The sequence below is a fragment of the Mycobacterium kansasii ATCC 12478 genome (assembly GCF_000157895.3).
Classification (GTDB): Bacteria; Actinomycetota; Actinomycetes; order Mycobacteriales; family Mycobacteriaceae; genus Mycobacterium; species Mycobacterium kansasii.
Window position 1 is genome coordinate 412,192 of sequence record NC_022663.1, and the last position, 18,561, is coordinate 430,752.

At 64.0% G+C, this 18,561-nt stretch carries 14 protein-coding genes, 3 pseudogenes and 1 other annotated feature; of the genes and pseudogenes, 4 read left to right on the forward strand and 13 right to left on the reverse strand.

Features of this window, described 5'->3' with window-relative positions; all coding sequences use genetic code 11:
* Positions 1–8: 8 nt before the first annotated feature.
* Positions 9–584: pseudogene (locus tag MKAN_RS31595) on the forward strand (DUF2275 domain-containing protein); the annotation flags it as partial.
* A 207-nt stretch (positions 585–791) separates the two neighbouring features.
* Positions 792–1,346 carry an RNA polymerase sigma factor SigC gene (sigC, locus tag MKAN_RS31600; protein WP_225722982.1) on the forward strand — a complete coding sequence of 185 codons (555 nt, stop codon included), beginning with the start codon at positions 792–794 and terminating at the stop codon, positions 1,344–1,346.
* Here the strand turns inward: sigC and MKAN_RS01810 are convergent.
* Genes MKAN_RS01810 through MKAN_RS01825 form a run of 4 tightly spaced genes read right to left on the reverse strand, consistent with a single transcriptional unit; the run spans position 1,343 to position 4,741 of the window.
* Positions 1,343–2,071, reverse strand: coding sequence for a cobalt-precorrin-6A reductase (locus MKAN_RS01810; RefSeq protein ID WP_023364618.1), 729 nt, complete (start codon positions 2,069–2,071; stop codon positions 1,343–1,345). The genes sigC and MKAN_RS01810 overlap by 4 nt on opposite strands.
* Positions 2,068–2,817: a precorrin-4 C(11)-methyltransferase gene (cobM, locus tag MKAN_RS01815; protein WP_023364619.1), complete on the reverse strand. Its 750-nt coding sequence runs from the start codon at positions 2,815–2,817 to the stop codon at positions 2,068–2,070. Before cobM ends, MKAN_RS01810 begins: the two co-directional genes overlap by 4 nt.
* Positions 2,814–3,995 (reverse strand): bifunctional cobalt-precorrin-7 (C(5))-methyltransferase/cobalt-precorrin-6B (C(15))-methyltransferase, encoded by a 1,182-nt coding sequence (locus tag MKAN_RS01820; RefSeq protein WP_036396126.1) that lies wholly within the window; start codon positions 3,993–3,995, stop codon positions 2,814–2,816. Before MKAN_RS01820 ends, cobM begins: the two co-directional genes overlap by 4 nt.
* A complete protein-coding gene (locus MKAN_RS01825) occupies positions 3,992–4,741 on the reverse strand; it encodes a decaprenylphospho-beta-D-erythro-pentofuranosid-2-ulose 2-reductase (RefSeq protein WP_023364621.1) in 750 nt (249 codons plus the stop codon). Before MKAN_RS01825 ends, MKAN_RS01820 begins: the two co-directional genes overlap by 4 nt.
* A gap of 29 nt (positions 4,742–4,770) precedes the next feature.
* Between MKAN_RS01825 and MKAN_RS01830 the strand changes: the two genes are divergently transcribed.
* On the forward strand, positions 4,771–5,187 hold the full coding sequence (locus MKAN_RS01830) for a F420-dependent biliverdin reductase (protein WP_162877381.1): 417 nt from the start codon (positions 4,771–4,773) through the stop codon (positions 5,185–5,187).
* On the opposite strand, the gene MKAN_RS01835 is transcribed toward MKAN_RS01830, so the two are convergent.
* From MKAN_RS01835 to MKAN_RS01865, 8 genes and pseudogenes are all read right to left on the reverse strand, one after another.
* Positions 5,126–6,634, reverse strand: a complete 1,509-nt coding sequence (locus MKAN_RS01835; protein WP_023364623.1) for a phosphoinositide-specific phospholipase C-related protein — start codon at positions 6,632–6,634, stop codon at positions 5,126–5,128. The genes MKAN_RS01830 and MKAN_RS01835 overlap by 62 nt on opposite strands.
* 233 nt (positions 6,635–6,867) lie before the next feature.
* Positions 6,868–7,404 (reverse strand): TNT antitoxin family protein, encoded by a 537-nt coding sequence (locus MKAN_RS29110; RefSeq protein ID WP_080673976.1) that lies wholly within the window; start codon positions 7,402–7,404, stop codon positions 6,868–6,870.
* Positions 7,401–9,908, reverse strand: coding sequence for a TNT domain-containing protein (locus MKAN_RS01840; RefSeq protein WP_230589245.1), 2,508 nt, complete (start codon positions 9,906–9,908; stop codon positions 7,401–7,403). The genes MKAN_RS29110 and MKAN_RS01840 overlap by 4 nt, the downstream gene beginning before the upstream one ends.
* A 581-nt stretch (positions 9,909–10,489) precedes the next feature.
* Positions 10,490–11,179, reverse strand: a complete 690-nt coding sequence (locus tag MKAN_RS31605) for a hypothetical protein (RefSeq protein WP_023364625.1) — start codon at positions 11,177–11,179, stop codon at positions 10,490–10,492.
* A gap of 218 nt (positions 11,180–11,397) precedes the next feature.
* A complete protein-coding gene (locus MKAN_RS01850; RefSeq protein ID WP_023364626.1) occupies positions 11,398–12,234 on the reverse strand; it encodes a hypothetical protein in 837 nt (278 codons plus the stop codon).
* Entirely contained in the window at positions 12,234–14,159 is a 1,926-nt protein-coding gene (locus tag MKAN_RS01855) for a TPR repeat domain-containing protein (RefSeq protein ID WP_023364627.1), read from the reverse strand. The genes MKAN_RS01850 and MKAN_RS01855 overlap by 1 nt, the downstream gene beginning before the upstream one ends.
* Before the next feature lie 123 nt (positions 14,160–14,282).
* Positions 14,283–16,058: an IS1634 family transposase gene (locus MKAN_RS01860; protein WP_225722800.1), complete on the reverse strand. Its 1,776-nt coding sequence runs from the start codon at positions 16,056–16,058 to the stop codon at positions 14,283–14,285.
* 137 nt (positions 16,059–16,195) lie between these two features.
* Positions 16,196–16,567, reverse strand: a pseudogene (locus MKAN_RS01865) (putative alpha/beta hydrolase); the annotation flags it as partial.
* A gap of 392 nt (positions 16,568–16,959) precedes the next feature.
* Between MKAN_RS01865 and MKAN_RS29120 the strand changes: the two are divergent.
* A pseudogene (locus MKAN_RS29120) lies at positions 16,960–17,217 on the forward strand (helix-turn-helix domain-containing protein); the annotation flags it as partial.
* Positions 17,218–17,249: 32 nt separating this feature from the next.
* On the opposite strand, the gene MKAN_RS01870 reads toward MKAN_RS29120, so the two are convergent.
* Positions 17,250–18,511, reverse strand: a protein-coding gene (locus tag MKAN_RS01870) for an IS3 family transposase (RefSeq protein ID WP_103802187.1) whose coding sequence is annotated in 2 segments (ribosomal slippage) — positions 17,250–18,208 and positions 18,208–18,511 — 1,263 coding nt in all. Because the reading frame shifts where the segments join, the coding sequence is not laid out codon by codon here.
* Positions 18,081–18,212, reverse strand: a sequence feature (AL1L pseudoknot). (Overlaps the previous gene by 132 nt.)
* Positions 18,512–18,561: the final 50 nt, after the last annotated feature.

An 18,561-nucleotide genomic window follows, 5' to 3' on the forward strand; every position in this document is an offset into this window, starting at 1 on the left:
ATGCAGGCATGCGGTGTGACGTTGCGCGTGAGGAGCTATCGGCGCGACTGGACGGTGAGCGTCCGCAGATGCTGGCCCAGCAGGTCGATGCCCATCTGGAATCGTGCCGTCGTTGCCGCGCCTGGCTCATCGGTGCGGCGGCACAGAGTCGCCGGTTCGCCGCCGTCGACGCCGGGCGCGGACCGGACCTGGCCGACCGAATCATGGCCAGCGCCCGCGTTGCGCCCACGCCGCGCTATCGCCGGTGGCTGCATATCGTGGGTCCGCGTCACTGGCAGTGGTGCCTGATCGCGGTGGGCATGTTCCAGATTGCGATCGCGGCTGCGCAGATCAGCGGCATCAATTTCGGCATCATGCCTCGCCATAAGCCTGACGCGATGATGCACGGCGAACACCTGCTGCACGAATCCACCGCCTGGCTGCTGGCTCTGGGGCTGGCCATGATCGTGGCCGCCGTGTGGAGTAGCGCAGCGCTGGGCGTGGGCGCCATTGCGGGTACGTACTCATTGGCGCTGGTGGGTTACGTGGCCGTCGACGCCTGGCGCGGTGAGGTGACCGCGGCACGCATCGCCAGTCACGTGCCGGTGCTTGCGGGCACGGTGTTCGCGTTACTGGTAGCGCGAGACCGTACCGGGGCGGCGGCGTCACAGCCGACCGAGGCCGAACCCGCGCCGGCCGTCCGGCCCACGGCGCTGGCGCACGGTCGGCGCCACGGGCATCTGCGGCCGATCAACCGTTCTACGACAGCCGGTCGTATGCAGAGCGAGCGTTGCCGTTTAAGGTGGATGCCCATGACCGCGGCAACCGACGACGAGGCCGTCACCGAACTGGCCTTGGCGGCTGCAACCGGCAACGCGCGGGCGCTCGAGGCGTTCATCAAAGCCACTCAGCAAGACGTGTGGCGGTTCGTGACCTACCTGTCGGATGCGGGCAGCGCCGATGATCTGACCCAGGAAACCTTTCTGCGCGCGATCGGCTCCATTCACCGGTTCTCGGGGCGCTCCAGCGCCCGCACCTGGTTGCTTTCGATCGCGCGGCGTGTGGTGGCCGATCACATCCGCTATCTGCGGTCACGGCCCCGAAGCGCACCCGGCGCCGATCCGGAACGTCTGCTCGACGGCCACGCTCACGCTCGTGGTTTCGAGGAGCTCGTCGAAGTGACCACGATGATCGCCCAACTCACCGCCGATCAGCGCGAGGCGCTGTTGCTCACGCAGTTGCTCGGGTTGTCCTATGCCGATGCAGCGGCGGTGTGCGGCTGCCCGGTCGGCACCATCCGGTCCCGAGTCGCTCGGGCGCGCGATGCGCTGCTGGCCGATACCGAACGCGACGAACTGACCGGTTAGTTCAGTCCGGCGACCCAGGCGGCGGCTTCCGCCACGGTGCCGACAGTCGCGATGCCTGCGGGAAGCGGTGGGCGCGCCACCATAACTACCGGAATGTCAAGTGCCGCAGCGGCATCCAGCTTGGCCCTGGTCATGTCGCCGCCGCTGTTCTTGGTGACCAGCGCGCCGATGTCGTGCTCGCGCAGCAGCCCGAGTTCGTCGTCGTAACGATACGGGCCGCGGGACAGCACCAGCTGGTGACGGCGCGGCAACACGGTGTCGTCGGGTGCGGTGACCGCGCGGATCAAAAACCACGCGGCGCTGCCGGCGAAAGCCTTGACACCCGAGCGGCCCGTGGTCAGGAAGATGCGTCGAAAGTGTTGGTGTTCAACCGCTTCGGCAGCCTGGGTATCCGACGCCACGACGATCGCGTCGCCGGGATCCCACGGCGGGCGGGCCAGCACCAGATAGGGCTTGTTCAGTTCACCGCAGACCTGCGCGGCGTGCGCGGTGATGGTCGCCGCAAAGGGGTGGGTGGCGTCGACGACGGCGTCGATGTGTTCGTCGACCAACCAGCGCCGCAGGCCGTCGACGCCACCGAACCCGCCGATTCGCACCGGGCCGACCGGCAGCGCGGGGTCGGGCACCCGGCCGGCCAGCGAGCTGACGATGTCGACGTGCGGGTGCAGCCTTGCGGCCAGCGCGCGTCCCTCGGCGGTGCCGCCGAGCAGTAGCAGTCGCGTCAATGCCCCTCCCGGCGTGCGGTCGAGTACAGGTAGCTGTCGGTGAAGCCGGCAGCCGCCAGCACGTCGCCGACGATGATGACGGCGGTCTTGGTGATGCCCGCGTCGTGCATCTGTGCGGCGATGCCGGCCAGCGTGCCACGCAGCACACACTGCTGTGGCCAGCTCGCGAAAGCGACGACGGCGGTGGGCGTTTCGGGGCGGTAGCCGCCGGATAGCAGCTGCGGAACGATGGCGTCGATCTGGGCGGCGGCCAGGTGCAACACCAGGGTGGCGCCGGACTTGGCCAGCGTTGCCAGGTCTTCGCCGGGCGGCATCGGTGTGGACAGGGTCGCGATTCGGCTCAACGTCACCGTCTGGGCCACTCCGGGGACGGTGAGCTCCCGTTTCAGAGCGGCTGCGGCGGCGGCGAAAGCCGGTACGCCCGGCACGATTTCGTAGCCGATGCCCAGCGCATCCAGGCGGCGGCATTGTTCGGCGAGCGCGCTGTACAGCGACGGGTCACCCGAGTGCAGCCGGGCCACGTCGTGGCCGGCGGCATCGGCGGTCGCGAGTTCGGTGACGATCTGTTCCAACGTCAGCGGACCCGTGTCGACGATCTTCGCGTCCGGCGGGCAGTGTGCGAGCAGGTCTTTCGGCATGATGGAGCCCGCGTACAGACACACCGGGCACCGTTCGAGGAGCCGCTGGCCCCGGACGGTGATCAGATCCGCGGCACCCGGTCCGGCTCCGATGAAGTAGACCGTCATTGCTTGGTCACCTTGGTCACCGTCCATTGCGTCACCGGCCGCTGCGGGTGCCAGCCGGTAAAGCCGCCCAGCGGCTCACTGTGGTAGTGCTGGAAGCGCCGCAATTCACCGCCATATTGCGAATTCACCTGGGCAAGTAGGGATTCCGATTCGATGGTGACCGCGTTGGCGACCAGGCGGCCGTTGGCCGGCAGGTTGGCCAGGCAGGCGTCCAGGAGGCCGGGTTGGGTCAGTCCCCCGCCGAGAAAAATGGCCGCCGGCGTTGGGGCGCCCTCGAACTGGCCGGGCGCTTCGGCACGCACGTCGATGTCGACGCCGAAGGCGGTGGCGTTCCGCTCGATGTTGCGCCGGCGCCGTTCGTCGCGTTCGAACGCCACCGCGGTGCAGCCCGCCGCGCTGCGACACCACTCGACGGCGATGCTGCCCGAGCCCGCGCCGACGTCCCACAACCGCTCCCCCGGCCGCGGCGCGAGTGCGGCCAGGGTAACCGCCCGGATGCCATGCTTGGTGATCTGACCGTCGTGGGCGAATGCGTCGTCGGGCAGTGATGAGGCGCGCTCGTCGGGAAGGTAGCGGATGGCGATCACGTTCAGATCGTCTGTGTCGCTTCTGGTTTCGGTGGCCCACTGTCGCGCGGTGCCGTGTCGGCGGCGTTCATGTGGTCCGTCGAGCTGTTCGAGCACACTGAATTCGGAGTCGCCACGGCCGTTTTCGTTGAGCAGCATGGCCAGCGCCTTGGGGGTGGTTCGGTCTTTCGAAAGGACAATCGCGTGACCGCCACGACGCATCGCGGTGTGCGGCGCCGCGGTGACCAGGCTGATCACCTCGGTATCGTGGACGTTCCAGCCCATTCGGGCGCATGCCAATGTCACCGACGACACATGCGGCAACACGGTGACTCTGGCGTTGCCGAACAATCGGATCAGGGTGCCGCCGATGCCGTGCAGCAGCGGGTCGCCGCTGGCCACGACATGAATGTCCGGCCCATCGGCCGGCAAGGCCTGCAGGGCGGGCAGCATCGGTGACGGCCACTCGCGTCTTGCGGTGGTGACCGTGTCGTCGAGCAGGTCGAGCTGCCGTTTGGAACCGTAAATAACTGTGGCCCTTCGCAATTCGTGTCTTGCGGCGTTCGAGAGGCCGGGCATGCCGTCGGCGCCGATGCCGACAACGATGATCATCGCGGCATCCGGCGCCACACGAACTGCGGCAGCAGCCTCATGGCGAAGAACATCGGGCGCAGCGCCCACGGGACCCAGACGGTGCGCCGGCCCCTGGCCAGGGCACGTGCGGTGGCCTCGGCCACTTGCGCCGGGGTGCTGGACAGCGGCGCGGGTGTCATGCCCGCCGTCATGCGTCCGATCACGAATCCCGGCCGCACGATCAGCAACCGTACGCCACTGCCGTGCAGCGCGTCGGCCAAACCGCTGGCAAAGCCGTCCAAGCCCGCCTTGGCCGACCCGTAGACATAGTTGGCGCGACGCACTCGCACCCCGGCCACCGAGGAGAACACCACCAGCGATCCCCTGCCGGCCGTTCGCATCGTGGCGGCCAGCTGGGTGAGCAGGCTGATCTGGGCGACGTAATCGGTGTGCACAATGGCGACCGCATGCTCGGCGTCGGTTTCGGCCCGGGCCTGCTCCCCCAGGATGCCGAAGGCCAGCACCGCGGTGCCGATGGGTCCGTGCTCGCCGGTGATCGCGGCGATCAGCGGGCCGTGCGTGGCCAGGTCGTCGGCGTCGAATTCCCTGGTGTGGACGGCTGTTGCCCCGGCCGCCTTGATGGCGGCAACTTGCTCGGTGAGCCGGCCGGCGTCTCTGGCGGCCAATATCACCGGAGCGCCGGGAGCCAGGCGGCGCGCGAGTTCGATGCCGATCTCGCTGCGGCCGCCGAAAATTACCACCGGAGCTGCGCCCGTGTCGTCCACGGCTGCGATTATCACCTGCGCTAGCGTGGGTGGCGATGGCGAAGACCACGACGCGGCTCACCGACGACGCGATGGCGTTTCTCACCGAACGCCATCTGGCCATGCTGACCACGCTGCGGGCCGACAATTCGCCGCACGTGGTGGCCGTGGGTTTCACGTTCGATCCCACCACGCATATTGCTCGCGTGATCACCACCGGCGGTTCTCAGAAGGCCGTCAATGCCGAACGCGGCGGCATCGCGGTGTTGAGTCAGGTGGACGGCGCCCGCTGGCTGTCGCTGGAAGGCAAGGCCTCGGTCAACCGGGACATCGACGCTGTGCGAGACGCCGAATTGCGCTACGCCCAGCGCTACCGGACCCCGCGGGCCAATCCACGGCGGGTGGTCATCGAAGTTCTCGTGGAGCGGGTGCTGGGGTCGTCGTCCTTGCTTGACCGGGTGGAGTAGCCGCGGCGAGCGGGTAGCACAGCCATGCACCGCCAGCGGCTGCGGCGTGCAGCTGGGCGTTCTGGTTTCCCGTTCGCGGTAGGGCGAACTCTGCGTTGACGGCCGCACAGGCTAATTGCGCCTGGTCGAAGCTCACCGGATTTGGCGTCAGCGTCCAGGTGCCCGCGGCGTTGCGGCAGGCCGCGGGGTGCGGGTCTGCACAGGGCGCGGCCACCCAGCGGCCGGTGGGCGCTTGGAGGGTGCAGCTTCCGGCGGTCGGTCGCGGTTCATCGGGGGCCCAGCTCCACAGCGTGGCCTGGATGCGCCCGTCTTCGGGGAGCAACTGGTCGAAGCCGAACAGGTTGACACCGCAGTCGGTCATCGCCTGCACCTTCGCCGGTGTCAGCGCCGCCGGGTTGGCGGGTGGCCGGGTTGGCTTGGTCAGGGCCGACACCAACGTGGAGTCCTCGTAGTAGCGGACGAGCTTTGTTGCGTACACGTCGCTGCCATACGTGACGTCGCAGGTGGGGTATGGCTGGTAGCCCGGCGTCGAGCCGCTCTCCACCTCCGGGCCCTTCCAGGTGAAGACGTCGGCCGACCAGTTCGGTATGCAGGAACTGACGAGCACGACTTGCGCGCCCGCGGCGCGGACGTCATTGCGTGACGTCTGCAGCGGCAGCGGGACACAGCCGTTGGTGGCGCGGCCGGCCGGGTCGGGGTGGTAGATCAAGCTTTGTCCGTCCGGACGGCGGAGGGTGTCTTCAAGTGTGGCCAGTGCCGATGAGTATGCCGTTGCGTCCCGAAGTTCGTCTTCGAGGTAGAGCAGGATGACTTCGTCGGTGTGCCCAGGTATGTTGAGCCAGTTCTTGATCTGCGGAAGCACTGCGGTCAACGGAGGCTCGTTGGTGCAGCCCAGGTTGCCGTTGTTGGGTGCGAGCCCGTGGCAGACCGTGACTTCCCGCTTACCCAGAAGCTCCAGCCTGGGGAGGTAATGCAGGTCGAGTTCGAGGCCACGGACGTCGATGTCCAACTGCTGAGCCAGCGACAGCTGCTGATTCGAGTCGGCGTGCGAGAGCGTGAACGAGTCGCTGAGACTGTTGAACGAATTGTGGGTGCCCAGCCACTGAGCTTGACTGATCGGCAAGGGGTCCGCCAGGGCGTACTGGAATTGCGCCGTGCGGTGCACCCATGACTGCAGGTAGGCATCGCGCGCCGCCTGGGTCACTTTATGGGCCAGCGGGAGTGCGCAGTGTGCGTCCGCGATGCCGACGCGGCGACATTCCGCGGCGACGGCGTCGGCGAACTTGTTGAGCGCCACGCACGGAATCGCGATAGGGCTGACGGCGTCGCAGGGTGCGGTGGGCGAGGTTTGCTCCGAGGGGTCGGCGATTACCGGCGCGGGGGTGATGACCGTCAGGCTGGTGACGCTAACGACGACCGCTCTGTGCAGCCATCGGGTGCCGGGCATGCGGGCTACTTTGGCACGGCGGCCTGCGGATTTCTAGGGATGTTGTCGAGGTGTTGTAATTGCGGTTTGGGGGTGGGGGTTCGTGAACCAGTCGAGCACCTGCTGGGTAATGCGCCTGCTTGACGGAAATACCCGGTGCGGCCGACAAGCACCAACCTTGCCTAATTTCATTTCGCCCCTATCCAAGACCACGATGACCACGCAGGGGCAGCAGAACTCAAGCTAGTGCTCGGCTATCGTTCCCGAAACAACGGCTTTCCATTCTGATCCAAGCAGGATGCGACGATCTCATCAATTGACACATTCAAAAAGAATGACAATTTGACAAGTTCCGCCGTACCAGTCACTGAATCAGAACTGCTAACAGCGACCGCGGCACCATCGGAAGAGATCAAAGTCAGCCGATCAACCCCTTCAAAGTCCCGGATATCGATATGGAAGTTAGGGGCTAGCTGCTCCGCCAAGACCGGAATTCTTAAACGCGGCAATTCACGCTTCCGTCTAATAGCCTGACAGAATCTGCCAAAAAAGTACTTTTCAATAGTATCCATCGACGGGGCAGCCAAGATGAAGTGTTCCGGACCCATGCGGTCAGAGTCCGTGACGACAAACCAGCCGCGGTCATTCCAGCCAATAAAGAGTCGAATTTCACCCAACGATGCCCAGAATATTGCGCGTCCATCTTCACTGCGGGATCCAGGAGTCAGGGTATATCCAGCAATATTTCCCCATTCCGTAAGCCTCGCGGAGATTTCTATGTGGGCATTCATCGCAATACGCCAATGTCAAGCAATTCTTCCACGTTGAGCGCCCTACCTTCACTGTCGAATATCCGAACCTGTATCGACCCCCCCGGTTGGCCCACGCCAGGTGCTACTTCTGACACTTCGACATGCCAGCCGGTCGGAAGATGATCGAATTCATATGCGTTATACGGCTCACGTAAGCTATTGATATGCAGTGCTCGCGCCTCCCAGGATGCCGGCACACCATCTACCATGATCGCCAGATACTTCCCGTCCACGTTCCCAATCCGGTCGAATTGCCTGCCGTAAAACTTGGTCAATTGATCTGCGTCGGTAAAAGCGATCTTTGTACCCGGCACCGCTCCATCATTTCCCGGGAAATTCATCCACCGATCACCGGTGGGGCTCAGTCTGTTGAAGCGTTGAACGTATTCCTGTTCAGTATAAGCACGCCCTTGAGGATCGCGGCCGAAGGGCGCTTCAGGATCTGCAATAAGCTGCGCAACGGTCTTCTTAATCCCGCTGGGATCGACCGGATCATCAGGAAAATTCCAAGAATCGGACAACGGCTCACCATAGTGCGGATCGGTTGCTTTATCGGGTAACCGATGCCATCCCGGGCCAGAGCGCTCGTGGGAATGCAACGGGTCACCCGGGGCTATTGGCGGCTCTTGCGAGCCACGGTCACCCGGCATGTCACCCGCACTGACGTGGGGCGACGACTCCGGCGGTCGACCGTTAGATGAGATGCCGTCGCTAGCGCAGTGCGGGCTACCGCTACCCGGTCGTGCTAACTCAGTCGGACTAGTAGATTCCGTGAATCGCGGGGCTGATGCCTGCGGCGCCGGGGATGCGGGTGCAGTGGCCGCGGATGCTGGCTTGACGGGCGCTCCCTCTGCTGCCCCTGGGGCGGGTGTGGATTCCGTCAGGCGCGAAGTGGTCGACGGCATTTGGTCACCCCCCGCAGCGGGTGCAGGAGACGGACGAGATCCGACAGGCGTGGCCGGATCATGCAAGCCGGCTGACCCCACGGTCGCGGAACCCTCTGGGGCAGAGCGGGACTCGGCTGGGGCCATGCTGGGCGCGGATTCCGCAGGACGCGGGGCCTCAACCGGTGGCCGCGGTGGCTCTCGTGTCGGTAAGGCTGATGGTTCGCCGCTCGTCTTCGGATCGGTCTTGGGCAGATCCCCGCCGAGGTCCTCCAGTTCGCTGGTCAGCGCCTCGCCGGAGTGGGTGATTTCACCCAGCTGCCCGCTACCACCTGGCGCTCCGACACGCGTAGCGCCGCTACCTTCTTCCCCGGCGACGCCTTCCTCTGGGGCACGCTCGCCCATGCCGAAACGCCGGGCCTCGCCAACCTTGAGGAACGACGTCCCAACGTCAAAGAGGTTCTCTCCCAACCCCAATCCCGGTCGGTCCTTGCTCCAATCGTCGAGGTGCAGCAATCCTTTCCAGGTCTGCGCGGCACCGTCCGGGTCCAGCAGTGCGTATGCCGGGAGGGAACGCACCGCCGTCACATCCAGCCCCTCCCAAGCGGCCGCCGCACCCTCGGGATCGGTGAGAAAGTGTCGTGGACTGAGCTGGTCCATCTCGACGACCGTTGAGAATGCCGCTTTGTAGACACCCTCGGTGACGTTGGTGAAGAAATCGAAGACCGTTGCCAGCGGATTGCCGACTTCGGCACCGAGAAAATGCGTGAGCTCACTGCGCACATAGCGCTCCATCCCGCGCACTAAGCCGTCGGCGACCCCCATTCCGCGCTGCATCGCCTGCTCCTTGGCCTGCGCTTCACGACCAAGGTTGTGCAGCAAGGCCTTGATGTCCTCGGCGATCTCTTTGACCTCTTGCAGCCCATCGCCGTCGAAAATCGACACCACCTCATGCCACAACCCTGACGCCGACCCCAACCGGTCCAAGAGGTCCCGAATGGCGTTTTGCGCGTGGGCCACCTCGTCGGCGAAATTGTCGAGGGTGGCGGCCAACTGTTCACACTGCTTGCCCAGGCTTGCCATTGTGGCGCCAAGTTCGGACAAGACCGGCTGGATCAGAGGCCCTTCTGGAATCTCTTGTCCGGCGATCACCGCCTTCGGAACGTTGAGCCCCTGCTCTGCACCGCCGAGCGCCGCAGCAAGACCCCGCCAACATCCCGCGGCCGCATGCAGTCCCGCGACATCCCCGTTGGGCCACAAATCACCGACAAACAGCTCCACGACCCGCCACAGCATCGGCGGAGGTGGACCTGCACCCAATGTGCCCGGTGGTCCAGGAGCCGAGAACTGCTCCGGATCGTGCGGCGCCGGCAACACACCACTGCCACCACCCAACGTGGACGCCGCTTCAGCCCTGGAATAATTCGACGCGGACAGTTGAATCCTGGCGCCGTCATGACGGCACGCGTTGATCGCCGCCGCGGCAGCCTTTACCAGCGACTTCGCCGCCTCCTGATACGCCAACCCGAACATGTCGCCAGCCGCATCCTGACCAGTGTTGGCCCCGAAACCTGCCGTCAACGTGCCCAACGCGGCCACGAGGTCCTCACCCACAGCGGCCACCGCGCTGCCCGCGACGAACATCGCCTCGGGATCAACTGCCAACGGAGCCACGCCGGGATTTTGCCCTATGGCAAGGGTTGTCGCCATTCACCCGCCTTCGACGTCCGGAGGATTTCGGCGTGGTTCACTCAGCGCGAACCAGCACTGGTCGACCGGATGTCATGTAGCGGCCGATCACGTCCTGGCCTACGACCTGGGCTTTCGCAAAGCTTTCGAAAATCGTCGCGCGCGAATATCGAAAGGTGTCATGCCGGTCAATTCACCACCGCCCCAACGGTGTCACGGTCTTGATAGCCGTGAGTCGTCAGGGGTGAACTCAGTGCCGTGCGGCGTCCGACGCGGTGCTGCTGACAACTCACCGGCTCGCCGCCGAAATTGCTGCTACGGGCGTGTACGGCTTCCGCGGTCGGGCTGCTGGCGCAGGCTGCTCCACAGCGGCACACCCATCAATTCGCCAACAAGCCCTGAATTACACAGAGCCATAACCGTTTTCACGGCGCGACCGCGCTGTCAGCGGAGAACTGACCCATGGATGGAGAACCGGAACTACCAGGCGATTACACAGTCGTGATCAGGCGCGCATCTTGTTGGACGAGAAGCGGATTAATGAGGTCGACCACGATCCAGCGCCTTGTCTCATCTACAGCGGTGATCACGCCAAGGTTGTAGACAGCGCCACCGAGGTCAACTGTGACCGGAGAGCCTAGCACCCACTGCTCGATGGGCCTGGCGGCGTCGTCTGCAGCCACCACGACGCGAGCCACGCCAGCGGGCAGGTTCTTCAGTTCTGGCGTGGAAGCCGGGTCGAGCACATGCCCCGTTACGACGACTCCGTCGACGTTGCTCCACTTCGCAGGCGCCTTGCGCTGTTCAACTGGCTGTGTCGCTTGAACGGTTGCGCCTGTCGGCATCTGGTCGTTGATCTTGACGTCCACAGGAATCGCCCAGTCTGACTGACCGGAACTGAACACCGCGAGGGGCGAAGTCGGGATCGTCCAAGGCTCGTCGGCGACGGCTGGTTGTACGTCGCCAGGGGCGACGTAGGTAATGCTTCCGACCTTGATTCGGCTCGGCGCTTGACCAGTGGCGCCTGCCTTCATCACCGACACCGGTGCATCCGCAGCACCTTTCGCGCATTGCGCGACGGTAATGAAGCCGGGCAGCCGTTGCCCGCCATGGCTCGCGTCGGGGTAGTCGATATAAAATCCGGCTTTGCACACGACGGTGGCGGCTTCGTCACCAACCATAATTGGGGAGCCTGGTTGCAGCGCAGTCACCGGTCCCGACGTCAAGGTCGGCGCGTTGATCGACGGCGGGGGCGGGGCAAATGATGCAGAGGACTTAGCACTCGACGACGTTGTGCCCGAAGCCTTCTCGCCGACATTCGACCCACACCCGACGGGTGCCAAGCACACGGTCAGGATGATCGACGCCGCTACCAATAACGCTGCGGCGCTTGCCTTTCTCATGCGTTCGCGCTTGGCGAGGGCCAGCCAGGAGACGCCGGCAGGGTCGGGAAGAACGACCGGACATATTCCTGCCCGGGTACCAAGTCGCGGTGGGGGGGTGCCTTCGCGACACAGGTATCTTCGTTTTCGACAACATCCGGCCACTCCGACCCGATTCCAGATCGGGCGAAATACCCGCCCTGGTGGCTGGTGATCCTCCAACCGACGAAAACATCGACCGACGGCGCGCGCGCCGGCCCCTGCTGGGCGGGCAGCGGCGGCCCCGGCTTGGCAGGAGCGGTCATGGTGATCCGCATCGCCGCGATACCTGTATATGGGGACGGCCCTGCAACATGCGGGCGGACCCATCCTTGGTCAGATTGTTCGGCAGCGCCGAACATGTATTCGCAGACAATGACTGTGACGTCACGACCGGAGGTTGTCACAGACAGGATATGGTCCTGCTGCGTGCCCAACCACGGCGGGTCCGGCCGACCGTCGGTCTGTGGCCACAAAAACTGTGTGCCGATCGGATCGTCGATGGACCTGTTGGGATCAACCGACTGCCGAAATCCCGGATACAGATACTTGTCATCGCGCATGGCGGAGGCCAGCGTGAACGACTCGGTGTAGGCGCGCACCACCACCGCAGGCCACGCGGTCACGTCGATACCGGGTTCAGCCGTCCACACCATGGTGAAATTGTCCAGCGCCGCAGGCCAGCCCGCCGGCGGCGCCGCAGACGTACTGGTCGAACCTTGAGCCGAGCGCCCACCCGAACCGCATCCACCGACCAACAGCACACCAACTGTCAACAACGCTGCGATTGTTCGCAACTCGAGACGGATTCGCATCACTTCCTGCCCTGATCGGGGTGCGGAACACCAACAATATCGTCGTAGCGGCTGACCAACCCCACATCCGGGGAGAAGCGCTCGCTGGGCGGCCTGGGTTCCAGCGACTGCGACAAAGCGGGACCAATCACGCTGTTGTATTGACCGGCCGTAACACCCAGTTCTTCCGGCGTCGCGATTCGACCATTGGGGTGGTCGTGGTCATAGACGATGTAACCGGGCGGCAGTCCGGCGACTGTGTGTCCTGTTCCGAGCATGGCGTTGAGGATCTCTTGGTCGGCCATACCCAAAGACATGGGCTGTATCGGATTTTCGGTCGGCGCAGTCGGTGTCGGACCGAGGACGGCGTTTTCCAGGTTGTGGCCCAGGATGCCGATCGTAGGACCGGCGATGCGGCCGACCCCGGGGATAAAGCCACCTGCTGTGGTGAGACCTTGCAAGCCCGTTTCATACGCCGATTTCTTAGACTGATATTCCGAGACGCCCTGGTGATACCCATTGTCCTCGTTGGCTTGAAACGCATTGTGTGTGCCGACGTCGACCAACGCTCGCAAAGTTGCGGCATCATACAAATGCTGGTCGTAACCCGAATGGGTGGGATCGTCGGCAAAAGCAGCCTCGTGAAGCACAGCCTGCGCGTAGGCCTGGCCGTTAAAGTACTGGGCGGCCTCCTTATCGCTGCTCAGCACCGAGAAGACACCCTTGGCCACCGGCAGCGCACCCGACATCGTGTGGCCGTCCAGCGGATCACCGAATCCCGGTAATCCCCCCGATGTGCCGGCGATATTGTTGGCATAGGGCCCCAGCCCATGAGCCATATCGCGGACCAAATTCGGGTTCACCTGGCCAAGGGTGTGGTTTCCCGGAAGATGCAGCAACTCCTGCTGGTGACCACCGATATATGAACTGTAGACGTGGGCGGTTTCGGCGGCGATCCTTTCCTCCGGCCCCTGGACCACCGCCGGATCCCCAGTCCACGAAAACAGGGATCCAACCCCTTGGCCGTTGTCTTTCCAGTAATGGTGGGTGATGTTTCGCAGGAACTTGTCGCCGTCGGCGCCGGACTTGATGGTGTCATGCACCACCTGGTGATCCGGCGAGACCGCCGAGAGGACATTGGACACCGTGGGATCCAAAGCGGGATCGCGTTCGACGTTTTGGCCGCGGCTGGCGGGGTCGATATGCCAGATCGGCGTATCCATCATCACCGATGCCTTGTGGATCATTGCGCGATCCAACTCGGTATTCGTCTGGAAGCCCCTGTCCCCGTCCTTGACGATACCGGCGATGTCGTTCATTTGATGCATGAATATCGCGTTGGGCGAATTCAACGCCTGCTGGACACTTGCAGGCAACTGCGAGATGCCGCCTTTAACCGTGTCGGAACCCTGCTTGGCGCCAACGGTTAACTGAGTCTTCGGGAAGCTGATATTCGGATTGCTCATCAGCTGCCAGGAATTGGCGATCATGCCCCTTTGCGCGCCCAGGCGTTGCTCCGCGGTCGTGAGCGCGTCGACAGACATGCCGTGTTCTTGAGCTTGCAACTGACTCAACACTGAGGCCTGCTCGGCAGTCAACGGAACTTTCCCGGCCAACTGATCGGGGGTAATGGAACCCAATACAGCATTGACCCGCCCAGCCGCACCTTGGTCACCAGCAAGCGCATCATGGACGTCTTGTTCAGCTTGGTCTGGCGTCTCGGGTTCGTGGTTGTCGACGCCCCAAATTCGAGAAGGGTCGTAGCCGTCGACAGCCAGATTTTTCTCCGCGGTTCTCAGGGAGTTTGAATACCCGTCGCGAATCGAATGCAGCTCAGCCAGGGCAGTCTGGGTGTCGTCAATCGCGTCCTGTTCGCACGTGTGAATGAAAGCATCCAGTGTCGCCCTGTCCTCTGCGGTGAGCTGAGGGTTTCTCTCGAGCGTCACCGCTCGGCCGATCTCGTCATCGAGTTGCTGCAGCTGACCCTCTAGCCCGAAGTTGCGACCGTCTGGATAGGTGATTCGGGCTTTGACGTGGGGTTTTGTTGGTTTTGGGTGTTTTAGGTCTGACTACGCCGCGATGGTGAGGGGGATGGTGGCCTTGATGAGGTCGAAGGCGCGGCGTTGGTCGTGGGTGGGTTCGGTGAGAGTCTCGATTTCGATGTTGGTGTCCTGGTAGCGGATTCGGTTGCGGGTCAAGGTGGCCAGGTGATCGAGCAGAGCGCGGAAGCTGCGCAGTGGAGTGGCGTCGGTGGTTTGGTGGCGAGATGCTTTGGTGTGCGCATGTGGTGAGCGTTGTGCGGGTGCGACGGGGTTGTCGCGGGTTGGTGGGTGTTCGTCGGTGTAGGTCAGCGGCGCCCAGGCTTTGCGTAAGTGCCAGGTCACATAGCAGGCCAGCAGGCAGATCAGTACGTGGGCTTTGACGCGCTCAGACAGCCGGTGGTGGATGGGGCGTAGGTCGAGGTCGTCGGTTTTGATGCTGCGGAAGTCGCGTTCGACATAGGCCAGGTTCTTATACCCGGTGACCACCGCGGGGGCGTCGAGGTCGGTGGCGGGCACCGAGGTGCGCAGGACGTAGATGCCGTCGAGGGCGGCTTCGGCGGTGATGGCTGCGTGGTCGCGTTCATAGGCGAAGCTGGTGTCTGTGATGGTGCGGTGAAAGTGCTTGCTTACCTTGTATTTGTTGACGATCTGCCCGACAGCTTCGCCGATCTTGCCGGCCCCGGCCAGGCTGCCGCGCTCGACCCGTTCGGCGATACGCGCTAGGGCGGTCTCGGTGGCGGCCAGCAGTTCGTTGCGTTTGCGGGCCCGTTCAGCGGCCAGGGCGGGGTTGCGGCAGGCGATCAGCCGTTCGTGTGGGTAGTCGGGGTGGGTGATCTCGGCCAGGTCGTGGGTATCGAACAGGCTCATCTGCAGCGGCCCGTCGTCGGCGGCCAGTTTGGCAATCGCTGGAGCGCGCAGCGCGGTGATCCACCCGAAATCGGTTCCGGTGTCGTTGAGTTCTTTGATCGCGGCGATGCGAGCGGCGGTGATCATGCCGCGATCGCCGACTAGCACCAGCCGATCCAGCCCGAAGCCGGTGCGGATGACCTCCACGATGTCGGTGAAGGCGACCGGATCGGCGGTATCACCGGCAAAGACCCGCACCGCCACCGGCCGGCCGGCAGGGTCGGTGAGCACCCCGTATTCGATTTGCGGTAAGCCCTTTTTGCGGTCGCGGGAATAGCCGCGCTTGGCCAGCTGGCAATGCCGGCCCGTCACCCACGATGAGGTCAGGTCAAACAATGCCATCCGTGACGGATTGGCTTCTGGACCAAGGTGTTTAGCGGCGAGCCTCTTTTCGATGCCGTCTTGGCGGTCGCTGAGCCAGTCCATCGCCGCATAGATCTCGTCGGTGGAAGCGCCGGCGATCTGCAGGTCTGCGCCCAGGGTGCAATCGGCCCAGCGCGACAGCGTCGAGAGCTTGGATGCCGGATGGATCACCCGCGAGACGATCAGCCCGTAGACCAGATCGCGGGACCGACACGGCGACCCCAGCAGCGCGGGCAGTCCCAGCTGGCGGGCCATCGCCGCGACCGCGGCCACATGCCCATGCGGCAACGCGCGTAGCACCGTCACCTCCTGACCAGCGGGCACCAGGCTGTGTCCCTTCAGCGTCGCCTCCAGCGCGGCGATCGCCGCCTCGGGCAACATCGACAAGTTGGCCACGGTCTCGTTGCGCACCTTGGGCCCGTCGCGGAAGGTGCGGCGCAACAGCACCGACTGATAAACGCGCTGTTTGCCCTGCTTATCCACATGCGTCTTTTTAACTCTGACTACGTGAGCTTTGCCCTGGTTACGCGGCATACAAAGCATCATAGCCTGATTACGCCGATCAGATACGAATGACACGCACATATTCGTGACTACATATCAGCACGAGACAACAGCCCATAGCGCCAGCTCAGAACACTAATCCCCAGTCAGAACCCGTCGTAACTTCCGTCTAGCTGTGCGATCTGCCCGCTTGCGGATCGCTGCGCTTCGGCCAATGTTGCCGCGATATTTTCCAGGTCCACCCCGATCTTGGGCAATTGCAACGACTGCGCACCCAATGACTGGGCGACGCGCTGCACCTCAGCCGAATCATTGATCGGATGCTCGCCGTTCTCCCGATTCCAGGCTGCCTCGAAGCGGCGCCGCGCCAGATCGAAGGCAGCGTCAGCCTCGGCGGTGCACCGACCTGCCGCATGAAACGCCTCCGCAAGACCCGAAATCTGCGCCGGACGCCCGGCTTGGAGGCTCTGATTGATCGCCCATGGATCACCACCGGCTTCAGCGATCAGCAGCGGGACGCTTACGTAGCGAAGCTGCACCGCACCCTCCGTGGTTTTGGGTTATCCATTTCGGTGAGAAACGTAGTCGCGTCCACCGTGTGGCGCCGAGCACGGTAGCGACCCTTCAGAAGCTACCGGGCTACCTGCGGTGCACATCGCATCGGACATGAACCACAAAGAAGCCACGCGCGAATTCTGCCCTACTGCACGGGTTGTCGCCATTCACGCCTGAGAACCGACGTATGGAGGATTGGCCGTCTCGCCCAACGGGGGGCGATGTTTCGGCGGCCGTGGCTGTCCTCGATGTCGCCGCTGTCCGTGTTTCGTCTCAAGACATGTTTGACGGTCTGTCCTCAAGAGACGCTTGACGTTTCGGCGTTGTTCATGATCTTGTTCCCTCCGGCTTTGTCGGTGGCGGAGTGGGCGGGTTCGTGGATCAGCAGGCGTTGGTGGAGTACCGGTATCGGGCGGTATGCGAGGTGCTCGGTGGCTCGCCGATCGGCGAGGTGGCGCTGCGCTACGGCACGACGCGCCAGTCGCTGGACTCGTGGCGGACGCGGTTTAAGGAAGAGGGCATGACCGGCCTCATTGATCGGTCACGCCGACCGCATAGGAGTCCGTCCAAACTGTCCGCTGAGGTCGAGGCGCAGATATGCCAGATGCGACGGCAGCATCCCCGCTGGGGCGCTCTGAATCGCCCTGGTTCTCCCGGAGGCTCGGGCTATTGGATTTCGACCAGGGGTTGATCGGTCCGTTTCGTAGCGTAGAACGTGGCTTCGAACTCTGCGGGTGGGATGTCGCCGAGGTAGCCGTGTAGGCGGCTGGTGTTGTGCCAGTGCACCCACCCGAGGGTGGCCAGTTCGACGTCTTCGACGGTCTTCCAGGGTCCGGTACGAGCCGGTCCGTAGATCAGTTCGGCCTTGTAGTAGCCGTTGACCGTCTCGGCCAGGGCATTGTCGAAACTGTCCCCGATCGAGCCGATGGACGGGACCGCGCCGATCTCGGCAAGGCGTTCGCCATAGCGGATGGACGTGAATTGCGATCCCGCATCGGAGTGAGATATCAAGCCCGGCAATAGCTTTCCCCGAGACCAGCGGGCCATCTCAATCGCATCGAGCACCATAATAGTGCGCATGTGAGAGGCCACCCGCCACCCCACGATCATTCGACTGAAGGCATCGAGGATGAAGCACACGTAGGCGACCCCCGCCCAGGTCGGCACGAAGGTCAGATCGCTGACCCACAACTGGTTCGGGGCCGCAGCAGTGAACTGGCGTTGGACCAAGTCTGGATGGCGGCCGGCGGTCAGGTCGGGTTTGGTGGTCTTGACGCGTTTGCCGCGGCGCACCCCGACCATGCCGGCGGCGCGCATGTGCCGGGCCACCTGGTCACGGCCCACGTCGTGGCCAGCTCGCCGGGCAGCCTTCCACAGCTTGCGAGCCCCATAGACGCAGTAGTTGTCCTCCCAGAGCTGGCGCAGCGCCGGGCCGAGTACGGCGTCTCGACAGGCCCGCGCCGAAGGTGGGCGAGTTTTCGCGTCGTAGTAGGTGCTCGGGGCCACCGACACTCCTGCGCTGCGCAGCACGGTGCAGATGGGCTCGACCCCGAACTCGCCGCGCTGGGCGTCGATGAAGGCCACTATTTCTTGTGTTGGCGGTCGAGCTCCGCCCCGAAGAAACTGGCCGCTCGTTTCAATATTTCGTTGGCGCGCTTAAGTTCTCGCACTTCCTGCTCGAGTTCTTTGACTCGTTGCGCCTCGGCGGTGGACACCCCGGGTGCATAACCATCGTCGATGTCGGCGTGGCGCACCCAGGACCGGACCGACTCCACGCCGTAGCCCAATTGGCGGGCTACGCGGTACACCGTGCCATGGTAGGTGCCCAACTCAGCGCGTAACGCACGCACCATCCGGACCGCGGCGGCTTTCTCCTCCGGGCTATACCGACGCGATGTCGGCTTTCCAGGCACCTGTTCCTTCGGCATGACTCCATCCTCGTTTCCAAGGTCTGGAGCCTCCGGCATTTCCAGGGCGA

Coding starts and splice junctions, on each gene's coding strand:
- MKAN_RS01820 (WP_036396126.1), bottom strand. CDS start 3,995: ATGATCATCGTTGTCGGCATCGGCGCCGACGGCATGCCCGGCCTCTCG.
- MKAN_RS31605 (WP_023364625.1), bottom strand. CDS start 11,179: ATGGTTGGTGACGAAGCCGCCACCGTCGTGTGCAAAGCCGGATTTTAT.
- MKAN_RS29110 (WP_080673976.1), bottom strand. CDS start 7,404: ATGAATGCCCACATAGAAATCTCCGCGAGGCTTACGGAATGGGGAAAT.
- MKAN_RS01850 (WP_023364626.1), bottom strand. CDS start 12,234: ATGCGAATCCGTCTCGAGTTGCGAACAATCGCAGCGTTGTTGACAGTT.
- MKAN_RS01835 (WP_023364623.1), bottom strand. CDS start 6,634: ATGCCCGGCACCCGATGGCTGCACAGAGCGGTCGTCGTTAGCGTCACC.
- sigC (WP_225722982.1), top strand. CDS start 792: ATGACCGCGGCAACCGACGACGAGGCCGTCACCGAACTGGCCTTGGCG.
- MKAN_RS01860 (WP_225722800.1), bottom strand. CDS start 16,058: ATGCCGCGTAACCAGGGCAAAGCTCACGTAGTCAGAGTTAAAAAGACG.
- cobM (WP_023364619.1), bottom strand. CDS start 2,817: ATGACGGTCTACTTCATCGGAGCCGGACCGGGTGCCGCGGATCTGATC.